A 21038-nucleotide genomic window follows, 5' to 3' on the forward strand; every position below is an offset into this window, starting at 1 on the left:
TTTAATTATTTAGTTCGCATTCCTAGCATGCGTTTTAACGTGACATCTTTATCAATAAAATGATGTTTTAAAGCACCAGCAGCATGTAACAGCGATAACAAAACCACTGCCCAAGCTAAATAAAGATGAATATCACCCGCTAAATCCGCTTGTTCGGCTTCCCCTGTAAAAATGGCAGGTACAGAAAACCAATCAAATACAGATATAGCTTGTCCATCTGCGGTTGAAATTAAATAACCACTAATCAGAATAGAAAATAAGATTAAATATAAAAGCATATGTGCAATATGAGCACTAATGCGAGTCAATTGGCTGTAACTTGATAAAGCTTTAGGAGGTGGTGAGACCCAACGCCAAATCACACGCACTATCAGAATAATAAATAAAAGAATACCAATGCTCTTATGTATTTCAGGTGCAGAATGATACCAGCTATCATAATATCCTAACGTTACCATCCACAGTCCTAAAGCAAACATGCCATAGACAGCCAACGCTGACCCCCAGTGTAAAAGGAGTGATAAGTGCCCATAGCGAGACACATTATTTCGCCATTGCATAATAAAAATCCAATAGTTTCTAATTCATTAAAATAATGTTATCTAGTTTAGTATATTGAGAGCAAATTGTTAGTCCATAATTCAACAAATAATTTGCTTATCATTATCAATAATAATCAATAAGTAATGAGCTCTTATTAGTCACTCTGTTGATTATCTAATCAATGACATTGTTGGATCAGATTTTTTTCAAAAAAAAATAAGATAGGTGTATTGGGAGGTGTTTATATACATAATAAAAAATAAATAGAGAAGTAAAAATAAGAAGCGGAATAAGATCAATACAACAATTGTCCAACCATAAAAACAATTGTCCAACCATAAAAACAATTGTATTTTTCACTTATTCTAAATTAGAACTTATTAAACAAAATACGATAATGATGAGAGGAATCGTAAAAAAAACGGATAACCAGCGCATTTCACGTACAACACCAAAAATAATACCAACAATACAAACAAAAAATATAACAGGCATCATTTCTGAGTAGTGATCATGACAATAGTGCATTAATAAATTAATCCACGGGTGATCGTTTTGCATATAAAAATTTCAACCAATAAAAATAAATTTAAATTAAGATAGTGATAAATTACTATCATTAACAAATAAAACAAGCGTCGTATTATAAATATCAATCATCGCGCACAAAGATATTAAAACACTTCACATTTTAAATAGAGACAACATTAGTAAATAAAAATAATAATCTAAGTTAAATTTCCAATAATATAAAATGAATAATGTCAAATACAGTTAATTCACTCAAACAAATCCAATATCATTATTAATATCACCTTAGCTTAACGAAATAATAATTTCATTTAATTTCAAATAAAGAAAATTAATTTCACAAAGTGATAATAAAAGTAATAAAGAATAAATAAAATAGAGTTTTAAACATCAAATAATTACCTTTAGGTTATTCATTTACTTGGAATTAACTCTATATTTCATTTTAATTACTATTAGCTAAAAACATTCAAATCCCAAGCAAAAAACACTACAATTACAATAGTATTTTTATTGAGGGCACTATGTCTACTGCAACAAATCTGAATGAACTACAGGAACAAGTTCGCTCCCGCTATAATGGATTAAGTAAAAGGCTACAGCAGGTTGCACATTATCTACTTGATAATAAAAACAGTGTGGCATTTGATACAATTGCGATCCTTGCAGATAAAGCAAATGTTCCTCCATCGACATTAATTCGTTTTGCCAATGCATTTCATTTCAATGGCTTTAATGAAATGAAACAATTATTTCAAAACCATCTGATGAATGAAATGGTAAACGAAAATGAAAATTTAACTTATAAACAAAAATATAAAGAGGAGCCTCCTAATCTGAATGAGCCTGCCTATATTTTGCAAGAATTTGCGCAAGCAAATAGCCATTCATTGCAACAATTGGCAAATCAGACTCACAGAGAAATGTTAAATAAAACATTACAATTACTGGAACACGCTGAAACAATTTATATTTGTGGCTTTCATCACTCATTCAGTGCTGCAAGTTATTTTTTTCATGCTCTCTCGCATATCCCTTGTGAGACTGTTTTTGTTAACAGTTTAGGTGGGATGTACAAAGAGCAATTGAGAAATATTACACATCGTGATGTGCTCTTTGGCATTCACTTCCACCCGTATTCAGATGAAATGCAAAAAATGTGTGAAATGGCGACTTATAAAGAAGCAAAACAGATTATTGTTACTGATAGTCCAATTAGCCCATTAGCGAGTCTAAGCGATGTTTGTTTAACAGTTAAAGAAGCTCAAATAAAAACCTTTCGTTCTCAAACGTCAACAATGTGTTTACTACAAGCAATTTCCGTCGCTTTTGCTTTTAGAAAAAAACGTTAATGATTTTTACCCCAAACTGCATCTTAATTGAGGTGCAGTTTTTCATAAAATAAATAATTTTTAAAATGCTATTTAATTGAATATAACCTCAACTATTAACCAAAGATTAAATAGCTTAGTATCTTATTGAAAACTATTTTTAAGAGTAAATACAGAATGTTTCATTTGTGATGATAAAAGCAATCATTTAGCATTAATTCATACCACCAAAGATCATTAAAGGGTTAAATTAAATGCTATTTAAAAAATTATTTTTAATTGTTTTCTTATTTCCAACCTTCTCCTATTCAAACTCTCATTTAATAAAAGAAAATAAAGAAAAACCAATAATCGTGAATATTCCCAGTATTTCATTAGGTGACAAAAGTAAAGCATCTGGTAACGGTTCAATTGCAATAGGAACAAATAGCCAAGCTAAAAATACACATTCAGTTGCTATAGGAGCTAATTCATTAGCAACAGAAGAAAATACAGTGTCATTTGGTAATATTGAAAATAATCATACTTCTCGATTAGTCAATATTAGTGATGGTAAAAATAATACAGATGCAGTAAATCTTATTCAAACTAAAAAATTGGTAGATAAAAATAGAATAACAACAAATAACGCCATCAATCAATTAAAAAGAACTGTCAGTACAGATATCAGTGATCTTAAAACCCATATTAATGATTTTGATAACTATTATAGAAAAAGACAAGCTGAAATCACAGATTCAATAGCAAATTTAGATAAAGAAATTATCGCGTTAGAGAATAAAGTATTTGCGGGTATTGCTTCATCTGTTGCAATGACTAGCATTCCTTATCTTACTCATCACACCTTAAGTGGCGGAATCGGTATTAGTAATTATCGAACAGGCACAGCATTTGCTGGAGGTGTACAATATAAACCGAATAACGATATTGCATTTCGATTAAACTCCTCCATTAATAGTGAAAAGGAAATTATTATTGGCGGTGGATTAGCTTATGGTTGGTAATCGATTTTCTTTTCTAGAATCAGATTATTATTAAAAAATAGCTTTATAATTAAAGCGGTAATATCTAAATAATATTACTGCTTGTTTATAAAAAACGTAATTAGCAATTTAATAAAAATGAGCTATTTAAAGAGAGATCGATAAGTTTAACTTTAGTATCTCTAATATATTTTTTGTAATATAGACTATTTTTTATATACTAGGATTATAAGCTAGAGAAAAAAGGAATAAAAAATGAATTATATATTTCAAAAAATGACCGCTAAAGATATTAATGCAGTCGCACTATTATTACAGGCAAATTCCGAATCTCAGCAAGGTGGATTATATGGCGAATACCCTCTAAATAAAGTTGAGGCGATGTATCAAAGTAGCACTAACGCCATCATTGCACTTTACCAAGCAAATATTGTAGCTGTTGTTTTTAGCTTTCCTGTTACCTCTTTTTCGATCCCTCCAATTGCTCAAGCTATTAATCAACACTTTCCAGAAATAACACAAAACAATTGGTTTTACGGCCCTGTTTGTATAGATAAATTGCACCGTGGAAAATCCCTATTAAAAGATCTCTACCAGCAGATCTGTTCTTTACATGGCGGGCATCCTATTGCATTTGTGAATAGTGAAAATATTCGGTCACTAAAAGCCCATCAAAAACTAGGTATGGAGATCGTTAAAAACTTTGAGTTTAAAGGCACATCTTGGTGGGTCATTAAAGGATAATGAAAACAAACGAAAGAAAAATACTTACACTTTCTGTTATTTAGTTTTCTGGCTAAAAATGGAGGCTTTTAAGTATTTTTGCTATCGCCATCACAAAATAAATAATAACCATATAAATCAGTGTAATACATAAAACAATAAAAAGTTAATCTATTCTTAACAATATTTCAACTCCTATTTTGGCTGTCAAATTGCTTACAATTTGACATCATTCTGTGATCTCCCTTTCAATTCTCGATCTTTCGTTAACTTACTTTTTGATCTTATACAAAAGTATAAATAAGATAAAAGACACCAATTCGAAAGTAAACGTAAAATAGGAGGAAGCAATGACTGTTTCCCGCAGAACTTTTATCAAAGGACTCGCAGCCAGCGGTGCAGCAATGACTGTTTCTACCCCTGTTATTGCTAATTCAGGGAATTCGGCTTCTAACACGCGATCGCGTCCAGAGAATGCCCCTAACCTATTAATTGTTTTCCCAGATGAAATGCGTGCTCATGCATTACAGTTTATGGGGGAAGACCCTTCAATTACACCTAATTTGAATAAATTTGCGAAGCAAGCCAAAGTAATGACGCAGATGGCTTCAAACTACCCTCTTTGTTCTCCATTCCGTGGCATGTTTATGACAGGTCAATACCCTGTTCGTAATGGCATTACAGGAAATGCACATGACTATGGTGGCAAAGTGGGTATTGATTTATCTCCTTATGCAAAATGTTGGTCTGATGTTTTAAAATCTCTCGATTACAGTACTGGTTATATCGGTAAATGGCACCTTGATGCGCCTTACGAGCCATTTATCGAAAGTTACAACAATCCAATGGAAGGTCGCTATTGGAATGAATGGGCTGCACCAGATAGACGCCATGGTTTTGATTTTTGGTATTCTTATGGTACTTACGATTTACATTTAAAACCAATGTATTGGGCAAACGATACCCCTCGTGATAAGCCAATTTACATTGATCAATGGGGACCTGAACATGAAGCTGATATGGCAATCAAGTTCCTCAAAAATGAAAACAATCAATTTAGAGACAATTCGAAACCATTTGCATTAGTGGTTTCAATGAATCCACCTCATTCACCTTATGATCAAGTACCGAAAAAATACCTCGATGCTTATCAAGGTAAGACGTCAAAAGAGCTAAATACGCGCCCTAATGTACAGTGGGATACTGAATATCAAGAAGGCTATGGCCCTCAATATTTCAAAGAATATATGGCAATGGTCAACGGTGTTGATGAGCAATTTGGTCGCATCGTAGATGAATTAGAAAAACAAGGCCTTGCAGATAATACTCTCGTTGTTTTCTTCTCTGATCATGGCAGTTGCTTAGGGGCAAATGGACAAGCAACAAAAAATAATCCTTATGAAGAATCCATGCGTGTTCCTATGATGTTTCGTTTACCAGGTAAAATTAAACCAGGTTCTGACGATGCATTAATGTCAGCTCCTGATATTTATCCAACTATCTTAGGGCTACTTGGTTTATCAGAATGGATACCTGATTCAGTAGAAGGTACTGATCTTGCAGATAGAGTAGTGACAGGCAAAGGCGACACAGCAAACTCTCAGCTTTATCTCTTTATTCCTTATGGTGAACCTTCATTTGGTAAACGAGGAGTAAGAACCAAAACTCATACTTTGGTTATAGATAGACAAGATGGGCAACCATTGAAATATACTTTATATGACAATGTGAACGATCCATATCAAATGAAAAATATTGCCAAAGATAATATGCCTTTAATTGAGAAGTTAATTAAAGAAGAATTAACCCCTTGGTTGGAAAAAACAGGAGATTCTTGGCGCGCCACTGAATTCATTACGGCAACAACCAATAAATTAAATAAAACAATATCGACATGTAAAGAAAAATAATAAAAATATCTGCGCCATAATTTTATGGCGCTATATATAAACCCAATTCGCTGATATAAAAAATCCTTTTAATAAAATAAAGGGAAAAATGTCCTACACCTAAAAATTGACACAAATAAAAGCGAATAAAGAATTGGATATATACCATGAACAAACTTCGTATTGCTCTTTTTTTACCTCTTCTTGGCTTAGGTTTAACTTCTTTTCATTCTCAGGCAGCTAATGTCAATGCCATGTTTTCTTGGGAAACGGCAGATTACGATACACCAAATAACTATGCTGGTTATCGTGTAGATTTTAATATTAATCCAGATAAGTCTAACTGGTATTTCGATGTTGGTTTTCGTCAACGTGAGCATGACAATAAAAATCGTTATCAGCGTTATGATTTACAGGGTAGTTATCGCTTTAAATTAAATAATGGTTGGATCCAACCTGGTTTAAAAGTACGTCAAGATCTGACTAACTATGATAATGGTAGCCGCTTAACTATTGATTTTTATGAATCAAAAACCAATTACCAATTTCCAATTAATAAAGATTGGGTTTTAACGGGTAGCGTTTTATTTGGCTTACAAAAGAAAGAAGACAAACGCAGTAATGGCATCACAAATACGGATTACTTAGGCTGGGAAATTGAACCTGGTCTACGTTATTTTGTCACTCCGAATATTAATACAACTGTGGCTTATTTTGATGGTGGTAAACAAGCAATACGACATGAAGAATACGACACAAAAGAAACAAACCATAATCAACAATTACGTATGTATGTAAACTGGACAACTCCAATAGGATTAATTGTTTCTCCATCAATGCGTAAATCTATTTTCGGGAAATTAGAGGATAGAACAAATAAAGGCGTTTATATCGAAAAAGATATGACACGTTATACCTTACAAATGGCTTATCAAATATCACCTCAATGGCGAGTCATGACGGAATATTATAATGAACGAGTTGAAAATAAAAATGATGGTAGTAAATCAACTCAAGATTATTTCAAAGTTTCATTCCGAGCAACATTCTAATAATTAAAATCATATAATTGTTCATGGAGTTATATTGTGAAAAATAAAAAATTGTTATTTTTGAGCGCTGCTATTTTATCAGCTATTTATGGTTCAGCATGGGCGGCAGAATGTGATCCTACTTTAAATATCTGTGAAACAGTTAATATTAATGACGGGAATACGGCTCAAATAAATAAAGATGTTACTGTTTCTCAAGGTGATGGTGTTGTATTTAATGGCTCATCAACAGAATACAAAGCTCAAGCAATTACAAAAAATATTACTGTTACTGGTGATGGAGCCAGTGCCATCAAAATAAATCAAGGGGCTTCTTTTAGCAGTAATATCAACTTAAATGGCGCTAATGTGACCAGTGAAAATGGTACAGCCATATTGGTTGAAGGTGATTTCCCTAAACGAGGTACGGGAGTTTATATCAGAGACGGTGCCATTATTCGTGGAAAAACCGCAGCCATTGATTTTAGAACACTGAAAACAGGTTTTAGAAGTGATGTAAATGGTGAGATCCACGGTGATATTTTAGGAAATGGCCATGCAGATACTAAAATAAATTTCGCTTATCAAGGTGGTGCTCAAAATGCCCTATTTGATGGATATAAAATTACAGGTGTTCCATTAATTGAAAACCACGGCAATTTAACTATCCAAGGAAAAGATAGAACGATCCACTGGGAAGGTAATTTCATGAATAAGGAAAATAGCCAGCTTATTTTCCGCCTTGATGACAATACCAATACCGATGAAACCATTCTTCATGTTGACGGTGATGTCACCTTTAAGAAAGGTAGCCAAGCCAAGCTAGATTTTAAAGGCACCAGTGTCGATAACATCATAAATAAAGATATTGTTTTAATTTCTTCCAATTCAGCCATTAAAGATGAAGCTGGGATTACGGTTACAGATGCAAATGCTATTGCACCCGATGTTTCTCCTTTATTAGAAAAAACAGATTCATGGTTAGAAACTACACCACCTAATATTAGCGGTGGTGTTAGTGGTAACCAGTTAGTTGCGCGTTATGGTATTAGCTACGAAGGTGGTAATAACTTTATTAGTGCTGCCGAACGTGGTGGTGTCAGTGAAAATGGATTAGCAGCAGCCAACTATGTTATTCCAACTGTACTAAATGAATTTAATAATACGCGTAACCAAGTTTCAGATGAAGCACTGAGTCTATTAGTCGCAGCTGGAAATGACGATAATAATATTGCTGCATTATCGAATGATTTAGCCCCTATAGCTGATGGTAGTGATATTCAAGCGGGATTAATCATGGTTGAAGATATGCGCAATAATATTGCTCATCGCTATTTACGCTATGATAACCAATTACCGATTGAAGAAAGAGAAGCTGGCTGGAATAGCTGGGCTAATGTGCTGTACGGTTATGGTACGCAAAGCAATCAAGGTGGAGTTAACGGTTACAACACTTACCGCACAGGCATTCAAATCGGTACTGATTACGAAATTAATCAAGATGCTCTTATCGGTGTTTCTTTTGCTTATAACTACGCAAAAGTTGATGCCAAACAACGTAACGCAAATAAAGAAATTAACCATTTTGAATTTATGCCTTACACCGGTTGGTATAGTGACACATTATTCCTAAACGGTAATTTAAATATTGGTTATTACACTGTCGATAGTGAACGAGATATCGGTGGTAATACTGGATGGGAAGGAAATACCAAAGCAAAAGGTGACTATTCTGGTGTTCAATTAGGTTATCAAATTAACGCTGGAACCTATTTTGATTTTGATTTTATCCATATTAAACCAATGCTGACTTACCAATATCAATGGCTAAATATTGATTCATGGGAAGAAACAGGCTCTGCTTTATCTATGCGAACTTATGGTCAACGCTATGCTGTTAATCAATTAGGTGGTTCAGTTGCTTTATGGAATAGCTATCAAACCGCTTATGGCAAATTAACTCCATCCCTTAATCTGCGTTATTTCAAAGATATTGCAGGTGACAATAATATTAATCAACGTCATAGCCTCACTTATTTTAATACTGGAGCAAGTACCTTCGATATTAAAGGAAATCGTGTTGGTGGCGACATTATTAGTGCTGAATTAGGGGCAAATCTTGATATTACCCAATCGTTAAATTTAGGCACAACAATGGGATATCAGCGTTATGACAAATTCAATGAAGGACGCATTGGCTTCACCGTTAGCCAACGTTTCTAAGGAGAAAAATAATGCCGATATTTCGCTTTACTGCACTTGCTATGACACTGGGGCTATTATCAGCCCCTTATAATGCACTTGCAGCTACCAGCAATCCTGCATTTGATCCTAAAAATCTGATGCAGTCAGAAATCTATCACTTTGCGCAAAGTAACCCATTAGCGGACTTTTCATCAGATAAAAACTCAACACTGACGTTATCTGATAAGCGTAGTGTTATGGGAAGCCAATCCCTTTTGTGGAAATGGAAAGGTGGTAGCAGTTTTACTTTGCATAAAAAACTTATTGTCCCAACAGATAAAGAAGCGTCTAAAGCATGGGGACGTGCATCAACACCTGTTTTATCATTTTGGCTTTATAATGAAAAACCCATTGATGGCTATCTTACTATCGATTTTGGAGAGAAGCTGAATTCAACGAGCGAAGCGCAAGCAGGTTTTAAAGTAAAACTAAATTTCACTGGCTGGCGTGCTATTGGGATCTCTTTAAATAACGATCTTGAAAATCGAGAGATGACCTTAAATGCAATGAATACCTCTTCCGATGGTACTCAAGACAGCATTGGGCGCTCTTTAGGTGCTAATGTCGATAGCATTCGATTTAAAGCCCCATCAAATGTAGGTCAGGGTGAAATCTATATCGATCGTATTATGTTTTCTATCGATGATGCTCGCTATCAATGGTCTGATTATCAAGTTAAAACACGCTTATCAGAGCCTGAGATCCAATTTCATAACGTACAACCTCAGTTACCCGTGACACCTGAAAACTTAGCGGCGATTGATCTTATTCGTCAACGCTTGATTAATGAATTTGTCGGTGGTGAAAAAGAGACAAATCTCGCGCTAGAAGAAAATATTAGTAAATTAAAAAGTGACTTTGATGCACTCAATATTCGCACTTTAGCGGATGGTGGAATACAAGGGCGACATCTGATCACGGATAAACAAACTATTATTTATCAGCCAGAAAATCTTAATGCTCAAGATAAGCCACTTTTTGATAATTATGTCATTCTTGGTAATTACACAACATTAATGTTTAATATCAGCCGTGCTTATGTCCTTGAAAAAGATCCGTCACAAAAAGCCCAGTTAAAACAGATGTACTTATTAATGACAAAGCATTTATTAGACCAAGGCTTTGTTAAGGGAAGTGCATTAGTCACAACCCATCACTGGGGATACAGTTCTCGTTGGTGGTATATTTCTACACTATTAATGTCTGATGCCTTAAAAGAAGCAAATCTACAAACTCAAGTTTATGACTCATTACTGTGGTATTCACGAGAGTTTAAAAGTAGTTTTGATATGAAGGTAGGAGCAGATAGTTCAGACTTAGATTATTTCAACACCTTATCTCGTCAGCACTTAGCCTTATTACTGCTAGAGCCTGATGATCAAAAGCGCATCAACTTAGTTAATACTTTCAGTCATTACATCACTGGGGCGTTAACTCAGGTACCACCAGGCGGTAAAGATGGTTTACGTCCTGATGGCACAGCGTGGCGCCATGAAGGTAACTATCCAGGTTACTCTTTCCCTGCCTTTAAAAATGCCTCTCAGCTCATTTATTTACTACGTGGCACACCATTTTCAGTGGGTGAAAGCGGTTGGAATAACCTGAAAAAAGCAATGGTCTCAGCGTGGATTTACAGTAACCCTGAAGTTGGGTTACCTCTTGCTGGGCGACACCCCTTTAACTCACCTTCGTTAAAATCCGTCGCACAAGGCTACTACTGGCTTGCCATGTCTGCAAAACCGTCTCCAGATAAAACACTCGCGTCTATTTATCTTGCAATAAGTGATAAAACACAAAGCGAATCGAATGCTATTTTTGGAGAAACTATTGCGCCAGCTGCTTTGCCTCAAGGTTTCTATTCCTTTAATGGCGGGGCTTTTGGTATTCATCGCTGGCAAGATAAAATGGTGACACTGAAAGCTTATAATACCAATGTTTGGTCATCTGAAATTTATAACAAAGATAACCGTTATGGTCGTTATCAAAGTCATGGTGTCGCTCAAATAGTGAGTAATGGTTCGCAGCTTTCACAGGGCTATCAGCAAGAAGGTTGGGATTGGAATAGGATGCCAGGGGCAACCACAATTCATCTTCCTCTTAAAGAATTAGACAGCCCTAAACCTCATACATTAATGCAACGTGGCGAGCGTGGATTTAGCGGAACATCAGCTCTTGAAGGTCAATATGGCATGATGGCATTCGATCTGATTTATCCTGCTAATCTTGAGCGTTTTGATCCTAATTTTACTGCGAAAAAGAGTGTATTAGCCGCTGATAACCACTTAATTTTTATTGGTAGCAATATAAACAGTAGTGATAAGAATAAAGATGTTGAAACGACCTTATTTCAACATGCCATAACGCCATCATTAAATACCATTTGGATTAATGGGCAAAAAGTTGAAACGTTTCCTTATCAAGCAACACTAAAACAAGGTGATTGGTTAATTGATAGTAACGGTAATGGTTATTTAATTACTCAAGCTGAAAAAGTGAATATCAGTCGTCAACACCAGACTTCGGCTGAAAATAAAAATCGCCAGCCAACAGAAGGAAACTTCAGTTCAGCGTGGATTGATCACAGTGTTCAACCTAAAGATTCCAGTTATGAGTATATGGTCTTTTTAGATGCGACTCCTGAAAAAATGGGAGAGATGGCTAAAAAATTCCGTGAAAATAATGGGTTATATCAGGTTCTTCGTAAAGATAAAGATGTTCATATTATTTACGATAAACTCAGCAACGTGACGGGATACGCCTTTTATCAATCTGCTTCAATCGAAGATAAATGGATCAAAAAGGTTGATAAACCTGCGATTGTGATGACTCATCATCAAGGAAATACACTCACTGTTAGTGCTGTTACACCGGATTTAAACATGACACGTCAGAAAGCAGCAACTGCCGTTACTATCAATGTCATCATCAACGGGAAATGGCAACCTACTGATAAAAATAGTGACGTAAAATATAACGTTTCAGGTGATAACACTGAACTGACGTTTACCAGTTACTTTGGTATTCCACAAGAAATCAAACTTTCACCTCTCTCTTGATATTACTAAAAGGAACGCACTCGCGTTCCTTTTTTATTTGCAGGAAATCTGATTATGCTAATAAAAAATCCTTTAGCACATGCAATAGCATTAAGCTTATGTTTATCATTACCCGCACAAGCATTACCTTCTCTTTCCCATGAAACTTTCGGTGATATTTATCTCTTTGAGAGTGAAATACCTAATACCCTCACCACTTCAGATAATAATCAATTATCACTGAGCAAACAGCATGCTAAAGATGGTGAACAATCACTCAAATGGCAATATCAACCACAAACAACATTAACACTAAATAATATTGTTAATTACCAAGATGATAAAAATACAGCGACACCACTCACTTTTATGATGTGGATTTATAATGAAAAACCTCAATCTTCCCCATTAACATTTGCATTTAAACAAAATAATAAAATTGCATTAAGTTTCGATACTCAACTTGATTTTACAGGATGGAGAGGTATTGCAATTCCTTTTCGTGATATGCAAGGCACAGCAACAGGTCAATTTGATCAATTAGTGATAGCAGCCCCAAATCAGGCTGGAACTCTCTTTTTTGATCAAATTATTATGAGTGTACCTTTAGATAATCGTTGGGCAGTTCCTGACTATCAAACACCGTACGTAAATAATGCAGTAAATACGATGGTCAGTAAAAACTGGAGTGCTTTACTGATGTACGATCAGATGTTTAAAGCACATTATCCAACTCTAAATTTCGATACCGAATTTCATGACGATCAATCTGAGATGGCATCAATTTACCAGCGTTTTGAGTATTATCAGGGAATTAGTAGTGAGAAAAAAATCACCTCTGACATGCTAAATAAAAATTTAGCGCTCTGGGAGAAATTAGAATTAACACAACACGCTGATGGTTCAATAACAGGGAAAGCACTAGATCATCCTAACCGGCAAAACTTTATGAAAGTCGAAGGTGTATTTAGTGATGAGACAAAACAAACATTGCTTGATGCTAATATGCTAAGAGATGTGGGTAAAACACTTCTTCAAACTGCTATTTACTTGCGTAGTAATTCCTTATCAGCAACCGATCGAAAAAAATTAGAAGATCTCTATTTATTAGGAACTCGTTACGTACTTGAACAAGGTTTTACACGAGGTAGTGGTTATCAAATTATTACTCATGTTGGCTATCAAACCAGAGAGCTTTTTGATGCATGGTTTATTGGTCGTCATATTCTCGCAAAAAACAACCTTTTAGCACCCACTCAACAAGCGATGATGTGGTACAACGCCACTGGACGAATTTTCGAAAAAGATGATGAAATCGTTGATGCGAACGTTGATATTCTCAATACTCAATTACAGTGGATGATAAAAAGCTTACTGATGTTGCCAGATTATCAACAACGCCAACAAGCTTTAGCACAACTGCAAAACTGGCTCAATAAAACCATACTAAGTTCAAAAGGCGTTGCCGGTGGTTTCAAATCCGATGGTTCTATTTTTCATCATTCACAACATTATCCAGCCTACGCTAAAGACGCATTTGGGGGTTTAGCACCGAGTGTTTATGCATTAAGTGACTCTCCTTTTCGCTTATCAACTTCAGCTCATGAGCGTTTAAAAGATGTTCTGTTAAAAATGCGGATCTACACTAAAGAGACACAAATTCCTGTGGTATTAAGTGGCCGTCATCCCACAGGATTACATAAAATTGGAATAGCTCCATTTAAATGGATGGCCTTAGCAGGAACTCCTGATGGTAAACAGAAGTTAGATCCCACATTATCTGCCGCTTATGCAAAATTAGATAACAAAGCACATTTTGAAGGTATTAAGGCTGAAAATGAACCTGTTGGTGCATGGGCAATGAATTATGCGTCAATGGCAATACAACGCAGAGCATCAGCCCAGTCACCACAACAAAGCTGGCTTGCAATTGCTCGTGGTTTTAGTCGCTATCTTGTTGGTAATGAAAGTTATGAGAATAACAATCGTTATGGACGCTATTTACAATATGGACAATTAGAAATTATTCCAGCTGATTTAACTCAATCAGGGTTTAGCCATGCCGGATGGGATTGGAATCGATACCCAGGAACAACCACAATCCATCTTCCATATAACGAACTTGAAGCAAAACTTAATCAATTACCTAGTGCGGGTATTGAAGAAATGTTGCTTTCAACTGAGAGTTATTCTGGTGCCAATACATTAAATAACAACAGTATGTTTGCTATGAAATTACATGGCCACAGTAAATATCAACAACAGAGTTTGAAGGCAAATAAATCCTATTTCTTATTTGATAATAGAGTGATCGCTTTAGGCTCAGGTATTGAAAATGATGATAAGCAACATTCAACAGAAACAACACTATTCCAGTTCGCTGTTCCTAAATTACAATCAGTGATAATTAATGGCAAAGAGATTAATCAATTAGGTACTCAGTTAACTTTAAATAATGCAGATACTTTAATTGATCCTGCCGGTAATTTATATAAGCTGACTAAAGGACAAACCGTAGAGTTTAGTTATCAAAAACAACATTCACTTGATGATAGAAATTCAAAACCAACAGAACAATTATTTGCAACAGCTGTTATTTCTCATGGTAAAGCACCGAGTAATGCAAATTATGAATATGCAATAGCTATCGAAGCACAAAATAATAAAGCTCCCGAATACACAGTATTACAACATAATGATCAGCTTCATGCGGTAAAAGATAAAATAACCCAAGAAGAGGGATATGCTTTTTTTGAAGCCACTAAGTTAAAGTCAGCGGATGCAACATTATTATCCAGTGATGCGCCGGTTATGGTCATGGCTAAAATACAAAATCAGCAATTAACATTAAGTATTGTTAATCCTGATTTAAATTTATATCAAGGTAGAGAAAAAGATCAATTTGATGATAAAGGTGATCAAATCGAAGTTAGTGTTTATTCTCGTCATTGGCTTACAGCAGAATCGCAATCAACAAATAGTACTATTACCGTAAAAGGAATATGGAAATTAACGACACCTCAACCCGGTGTTATTATTAAGCACCACAATAACAATACTCTTATTACGACAACAACAATACAGGCAACACCTACTGTTATTAATTTAGTTAAGTAAATTTCGTAACTTTATAAACTAAAGAGTCTCGAAATAAAAATATCGAGACTCTTTTTTATTAAATATAAATTAACGAATAAATTAATTATTTAAAAAAGCAAAAACAAATCGCTAGCTTTATTATTAAAAATAAATGTGTTGTGCCCGATGATTATTTTGTTATTCTCTGTACGGGTGCTTGGATCAATCTGGTTCAAGCATTTTGCAGACACCAGAAAGAGAAAAGCCCCGATTACGTTATTTAACATTAATCGAGGCCAAATCATACCCAACAATTTGATTTTGCCTCTATCTTTATCGGAGTGCAAGAGGAAATGAAAAAATATTCTTTAATCGGACTGATGATCGTGACGATGATAATATCGAATCGCGTATTATTAGAGAGTAAATACCTTATTTATTCATACCAACTACTGAATATTTAACTATTCAGGTTAATATAACGTTTACTTTATATTAATCTTGTGGGGGAGCACTCCCCCACAGTTTCCTTTTTCAATAGTTGTGTATTTATCTAAGCACCCAAATTTAAAATAAGGGGTAACAGATTATTTTTACCTCTTATTTTATTATTTATCTCAATTAATAAATAAATTAATTATTTAAAAAAGCAAAAACAAATCGCTAGCTTTATTATTAAAAATAAATGTGTTGTGCTCGATGATTATTTTGTTATTCTCTGCGCGGGTGCTTGGATCAATCTGGTTCAAGCATTTTGCAAACACCAGAAAGAGAAAAGCCCCGGAAAATATATTTTATATTCACCGAGGCGGACTCAAACCCTAACAATTTGATTCTGCCTCCTTATAAAGGAGCTGTCAAGAAGATAAACAAATATTCTCTGATTAGTGTGATTGTTATTAGTATAAATATCACGGTATTACTGATAATTTTATTCTACAATAATCCAATCGAGAATTTCACCATTAATAGTGAATATATAAATGTTCAGGTTAAGTTTATCAATAATAAACACTAGCCTTGTGGGGGAGTAATCCCCCGCAGTTTTCTCATTAAGTGATTACGGTTTAATCTAAGCACCCAAATTTATAATAAGAGGTAACAGATTATTGTTACCTCTTATTATATTAAAAATAAAAAAGCCGACCTTATTTTTGGTCGGCATCCTAGATAGGAAAATATTGCGCGGAAGGCATGTAAAGCGCAAGAAAAACAACAAAGCGTCAATATCAAAGCTCTAGCAATTTTACAAAAGATTTAAAACTTCACTTCCTGCTAATAAATAAGCACCAGCACCATAATCCATATTATGTTCGAACTTCACTTCACGAGGGTTAAATGCCGGAAGTTGAACCCAACCTATCATGCCATTGTCATGAATACAGGTTTGTAATGCTGACCATGCTCTATTTAATGCGGGGCAATACACATCTTTCTCTAATACTCCCTGATTAATTCCCCATGCTAGCCCATAACAAAATAGTGCTGTTGCTGAACTTTCTGGTGCAGGAAAATTATCAGGATCGAGTAAACTAGTCCGCCAAAAACCATCTTCATGTTGATAATCTAGGATGGAGGTCGCTAATTCTTTAAATAATGCAATATAACGTTCACGGCCATGATAATCATCAGGCATATATTTTAAGATACGCGGTATCGAAGCTAAAACCCAACCAATACCGCGACTCCAAAATACTTTTTCACCATTAGCTTCACGCAATTCATTGCCTTGACCATCAGGAATATAGCGATGATCACGGAAGATAAGCCCTGTTTCAGGATCACGTAAATAGTCAATCGCATCCCAATAAGCTGTGTGCATATAATCTAAATAACGTCGCTCATTGGTGATTTCGGCTAATGCTGCAAATCCTGGAGGCGCCATAAAAAGTGCATCACACCACCACCAATCTTCACGGCCAGGCTTTGGCTCATTGAGCATGATATCAAATGCTTTGATTGTTGGTTCAATCACTTCAGGTTGTTCAAAAAGCGGGCTAATGGCGAGATAAGCTTGTGCACAAACATGATCATCAGCAAAACGCGCATTAGGACCTGTTCTAAATCCTGTATGTAATGTGTAATTCAATATGCCATTAAGATATTCTTCATCTTGTGTAGCTTGCCATGCTGCACTTACACAACTCCATAAAACACCACGTTCCCAATCTGTGTCTTTAATAAAACGGGTTTTACCACTACGGCGACGAACACTACGAACTTGATTAGCCGATTGATAACGATACACTCGCTTCATGTTTTGTAATACAAGCTCTCTTTGCAAAGTCTCTGTATTAGCGTGTTCCATCCTATTTCTCCATGAAATTAACGAGCTAACCAACCACCATCAACGGCAATGGTGTATCCATTAACATAGTCACTGGCTTTAGAGGCTAAGAAAATCGCAGGACCTGCAACATCTTCAGGAGTTCCCCAACGTCCAGCAGGAATACGCTCTACAATAGCGGCATTACGAGCATCATCAGCACGCAGAGCAGCCGTGTTATCTGTTGCCATATAGCCCGGAGCAATTGCATTTACATTGATATTGTACTGAGAGAGTTCAGTCGCCAATGCGCGAGTTAGTCCCATTACTGCAGATTTACTTGCGGTGTAAGAAGGCACACGAATGCCACCTTGATAAGAGAGCATAGAAGCAATATTAATTATCTTGCCACCCTCTCCTTGTTTCACAAATTGGCGAGCCACTTTTTGGGATAAAAAGAATAGTGTTTTCTGATTAATATCAATCACATCATCCCAATCTTTTTCACCAAACTCCAAAAGATCTTCTCGACGAATAATACCGGCATTATTTACTAAAATATCAATGCGCCCCATAACAGAAATTGCTTCATCCACCAGCGCTTGTAATCCATCTTGTTTCATTAAATTTTGCGTAATGTAATGAAAACGGCGCCCCAGAGCCTCTACTTGTTGGCGAGTTTCTGGTGCATCTTGGATCCCAACGCCAACAATATCTGCACCTGCTTTGGCTAAACCAATAGCCATGCCTTGACCTAACCCGGTATTACAACCTGTAACAATAGCAACCTTACCATTTAAATCGAATAAATTCATAACAATAACCTCTTAGGTGTGGCTTTATAGCCACACCTTTTTATATGTAGGGTAAGAAGAAAATATAACTATTTATGGTTATTTCAGATCTTTCATTGCCACATGATCCATATCGTGGAAGACCTGATTTTCACCGACCATTCCCCAAATAAAAGTATAAGATGCTGAGCCCACACCGGAGTGAATTGACCAACTAGGGCTTATCACTGCTTGCTCGTTACGAACAACCAAATGACGAGTTTCCGTTGGCTCCCCCATATAATGGAAAACCACATTGTCATCTTTCATATCAAAATAGAGATACACTTCCATACGGCGTTCATGAGTATGGCAAGGCATGGTATTCCATAAGCTACCCGGTTCAAGAACCGTCATCCCCATAGATAATTGGCATGTTGGCAAAACAGAAGGGTGTAAGAATTTATAAATAGTACGAACGTTACAGTTTTCTGCATTACCAATTTTTTCTGGTGATGCTTGTTGCTGCGTTATTTTACGTGTTGGGTAAGTATGATGAGCTGGTGCACAATTCATATAAAAACGTGCAGGCGTTTCTACACTGTCACTGGTAAATTCGACACTTTTAGCGCCCATTCCGATATAAATCGCTTCACGAGGACCAATGTCAAAGACATCACCATCAACAACCACTTTACCAGCACCGCCAATATTAATGGCACCTAACTCACGTCTTTCTAAAAAGAAATCAACGCCTAAGGCTTTACCCGCCATTAATGCTAAAGGCTGTGTTGTAGGAACAATACCGCCAACAATAATACGATCTATATGGCTATAAGTGAGATTCATTTCCCCTTCACAGAATAGGTTCTCTATCAGGAACTCCTTGCGAAGTCCTTCTGTATCAAGCCTTTTAGCATGTTCACTATGAATTGGCTGACGAATTTCCATTATAAATACCTCATTTTTACTGATGGGTGCATAACTGAAAAGCTACACATTTTCCCCGGATACAGAGTAAATATGATTTCCTCTGATGAATGTATCGGTGAGATGAAAACATTCATCCACCACAGCAAAGCTGGCTTGTCGCCCAACTTTGATATAACCCAATTTGTCGCCGATACCGAGATACTCAGCGGGGATCGCACTCGCCATTTGTACTGCTTCCCATTCAGGAACATGTGCTAATTGCACCATATTTCTTAATGCACTGTCTAAGCTACATGTACTCCCTGCCAAAGAGCCATCTGCTGTTTTTGCCTGACCTTGGGAGACGCTAACTGTTTGAGCACCCAGCGTGTAATCACCGTCAGGTAGTCCCCCAGCACGCATGCAATCTGTAATTAAAGCGAGTTGTTGATAACCTTTCATGCGATACGCTAATTGCATCATAACGGGATGAACATGAATGCCATCTGCAATCAATTCCGCCAATACATTGTGATACAACACGGCACCACAACATCCCGGTTCGCGATGATGAAGTCCCGTCATTCCGTTATACAAATGCACGCCACAATCAGCGCCATGTAAAAAAGCATCTGATGTTTGTTCATAAGTTGCCGCTGTATGCGCCACACTAGGTTTAATGCCTCGATTGACCAACCAATCAATCGCCTCCATCGAACCTTGTGCTTCCGGCGCAACAGCGACACGCAATAATGTGTCCCCCGCACTTTCAAGCAATGTTTCTAGCTCTGATATCGTTGGTGCTTTTAGATATTTCACAGGATGAGAGCCTCTATGGCGCTCAGTAAAATAAGGCCCTTCTAAAAAGCTCCCAAGTAACTGTGCGCCAGAAGTTTGTGGCTCCGACAAAAACTCACGTACTTGTGATAATGCTTGGCGAATATCATCCATAGGCGCAGTAACGGTTGTACCAACCCATGCAACCACACCTGTTTTCACTAAAGCATCAGCAATGGTTTGTAATCCTTGTTGAGTCGCATCCATTACATCTGCACCTTCACGACCATGAATATGAATATCCACAAAACCGGGTAATAACGATTTCCCTTTTAGGCGAATAATGGGGCAATCTGTTGGTGCTTGCGTGGTGATTGACTCAATGACATCGTCTTTAACACAGACATAGCAAAGATAACGAATACCTTCTGGTGTAAAAGTTCGATCGGCTAAAATGGCATATTGCTGACTCATAAACCGTCTTCTTCTTCAACATCATTGCTGTCTATTTGTGCCAATTGCTCACGAATATCTTGAATACTGTCTTGGCCTATTTCGCGTAATATTTGCACTAACTCTGATGTTGAACACCCTTCTCGTTCGAAAGCTGCATTAACAATCATCGGTAGATTTACACCCGCTAATACTTCAACGGCAGGATTTTGCATCATAATGGCCATTGCACGATTACAAGGTGTTCCACCAGGTAAATCTGTTAGGAATAGATATTGCTGACATGACATTGAGTTGATCGCTTCACGCATTTTTTCTTCAAGTTCATCAGGAGAAATTGACTCAACAAAATCAATAAATGCGATATCTTCTTGCTCGCCAGCAATCGCTTTTACGGCTGATGCCATACCAGAGGCAAAATTAAGATGTCCTGAAACAATAAGACCTATCATGAGTGACTCCTTGCGGG

At 36.3% G+C, this 21038-nt stretch carries 14 protein-coding genes; 8 read left to right on the top strand and 6 right to left on the bottom strand.

The features are described from left to right. Positions 1–5: 5 nt before the first annotated feature. Positions 6–560, bottom strand: a complete 555-nt coding sequence (locus C0T34_RS05010) for a cytochrome b (RefSeq protein ID WP_098942151.1) — start codon at positions 558–560, stop codon at positions 6–8. 1038 nt (positions 561–1598) lie between these two features. Between C0T34_RS05010 and C0T34_RS05020 the strand changes: the two genes are divergently transcribed. From C0T34_RS05020 to C0T34_RS05055, 8 genes are all read left to right on the top strand, one after another. Then, positions 1599–2426 carry a MurR/RpiR family transcriptional regulator gene (locus tag C0T34_RS05020; protein WP_075670703.1) on the top strand — a complete coding sequence of 276 codons (828 nt, stop codon included), beginning with the start codon at positions 1599–1601 and terminating at the stop codon, positions 2424–2426. A gap of 233 nt (positions 2427–2659) precedes the next feature. After that, positions 2660–3409 carry a YadA-like family protein gene (locus C0T34_RS05025; protein WP_109849778.1) on the top strand — a complete coding sequence of 250 codons (750 nt, stop codon included), beginning with the start codon at positions 2660–2662 and terminating at the stop codon, positions 3407–3409. 234 nt (positions 3410–3643) lie between these two features. After that, positions 3644–4132, top strand: coding sequence for an N-acetyltransferase (locus C0T34_RS05030; protein ID WP_098942148.1), 489 nt, complete (start codon positions 3644–3646; stop codon positions 4130–4132). Between the two features lie 329 nt (positions 4133–4461). Beyond that, positions 4462–6021, top strand: a complete 1560-nt coding sequence (locus C0T34_RS05035; protein ID WP_075673699.1) for a sulfatase-like hydrolase/transferase — start codon at positions 4462–4464, stop codon at positions 6019–6021. Positions 6022–6167: 146 nt separating this feature from the next. Next, positions 6168–7052, top strand: coding sequence for an OmpG porin family protein (locus C0T34_RS05040; protein WP_109849779.1), 885 nt, complete (start codon positions 6168–6170; stop codon positions 7050–7052). 36 nt (positions 7053–7088) lie between these two features. Beyond that, positions 7089–9254 carry an autotransporter outer membrane beta-barrel domain-containing protein gene (locus C0T34_RS05045; protein WP_098942145.1) on the top strand — a complete coding sequence of 722 codons (2166 nt, stop codon included), beginning with the start codon at positions 7089–7091 and terminating at the stop codon, positions 9252–9254. Positions 9255–9265: 11 nt separating this feature from the next. Continuing rightward, entirely contained in the window at positions 9266–12331 is a 3066-nt protein-coding gene (locus C0T34_RS05050; protein WP_098942144.1) for a chondroitinase family polysaccharide lyase, read from the top strand. A gap of 54 nt (positions 12332–12385) precedes the next feature. After that, a complete protein-coding gene (locus C0T34_RS05055; protein ID WP_109849780.1) occupies positions 12386–15427 on the top strand; it encodes a chondroitinase family polysaccharide lyase in 3042 nt (1013 codons plus the stop codon). A gap of 1207 nt (positions 15428–16634) precedes the next feature. On the opposite strand, the gene C0T34_RS05065 is transcribed toward C0T34_RS05055, so the two are convergent. From C0T34_RS05065 to agaF, 5 genes are all read right to left on the bottom strand, one after another. Further along, positions 16635–17696, bottom strand: coding sequence for a glycoside hydrolase family 88 protein (locus C0T34_RS05065; RefSeq protein ID WP_109849781.1), 1062 nt, complete (start codon positions 17694–17696; stop codon positions 16635–16637). Positions 17697–17713: 17 nt separating this feature from the next. After that, entirely contained in the window at positions 17714–18469 is a 756-nt protein-coding gene (kduD, locus tag C0T34_RS05070; protein WP_098942141.1) for a 2-dehydro-3-deoxy-D-gluconate 5-dehydrogenase KduD, read from the bottom strand. Positions 18470–18547: 78 nt separating this feature from the next. Then, complete coding sequence (gene kduI / locus C0T34_RS05075) at positions 18548–19378, bottom strand: 5-dehydro-4-deoxy-D-glucuronate isomerase (RefSeq protein ID WP_098942140.1); 831 nt, start codon at positions 19376–19378, stop codon at positions 18548–18550. Between the two features lie 42 nt (positions 19379–19420). Next, entirely contained in the window at positions 19421–20590 is a 1170-nt protein-coding gene (gene nagA, locus C0T34_RS05080; RefSeq protein ID WP_109849782.1) for an N-acetylglucosamine-6-phosphate deacetylase, read from the bottom strand. Then, on the bottom strand, positions 20587–21021 hold the full coding sequence (gene agaF / locus C0T34_RS05085; protein WP_098942138.1) for a PTS galactosamine/N-acetylgalactosamine transporter subunit IIA: 435 nt from the start codon (positions 21019–21021) through the stop codon (positions 20587–20589). The genes nagA and agaF overlap by 4 nt, the downstream gene beginning before the upstream one ends. Positions 21022–21038: the final 17 nt, after the last annotated feature.

The sequence above is a fragment of the Proteus sp. CA142267 genome (assembly GCF_003336825.1).
GTDB classification, from domain to species: domain Bacteria; phylum Pseudomonadota; class Gammaproteobacteria; order Enterobacterales; family Enterobacteriaceae; genus Proteus; species Proteus terrae.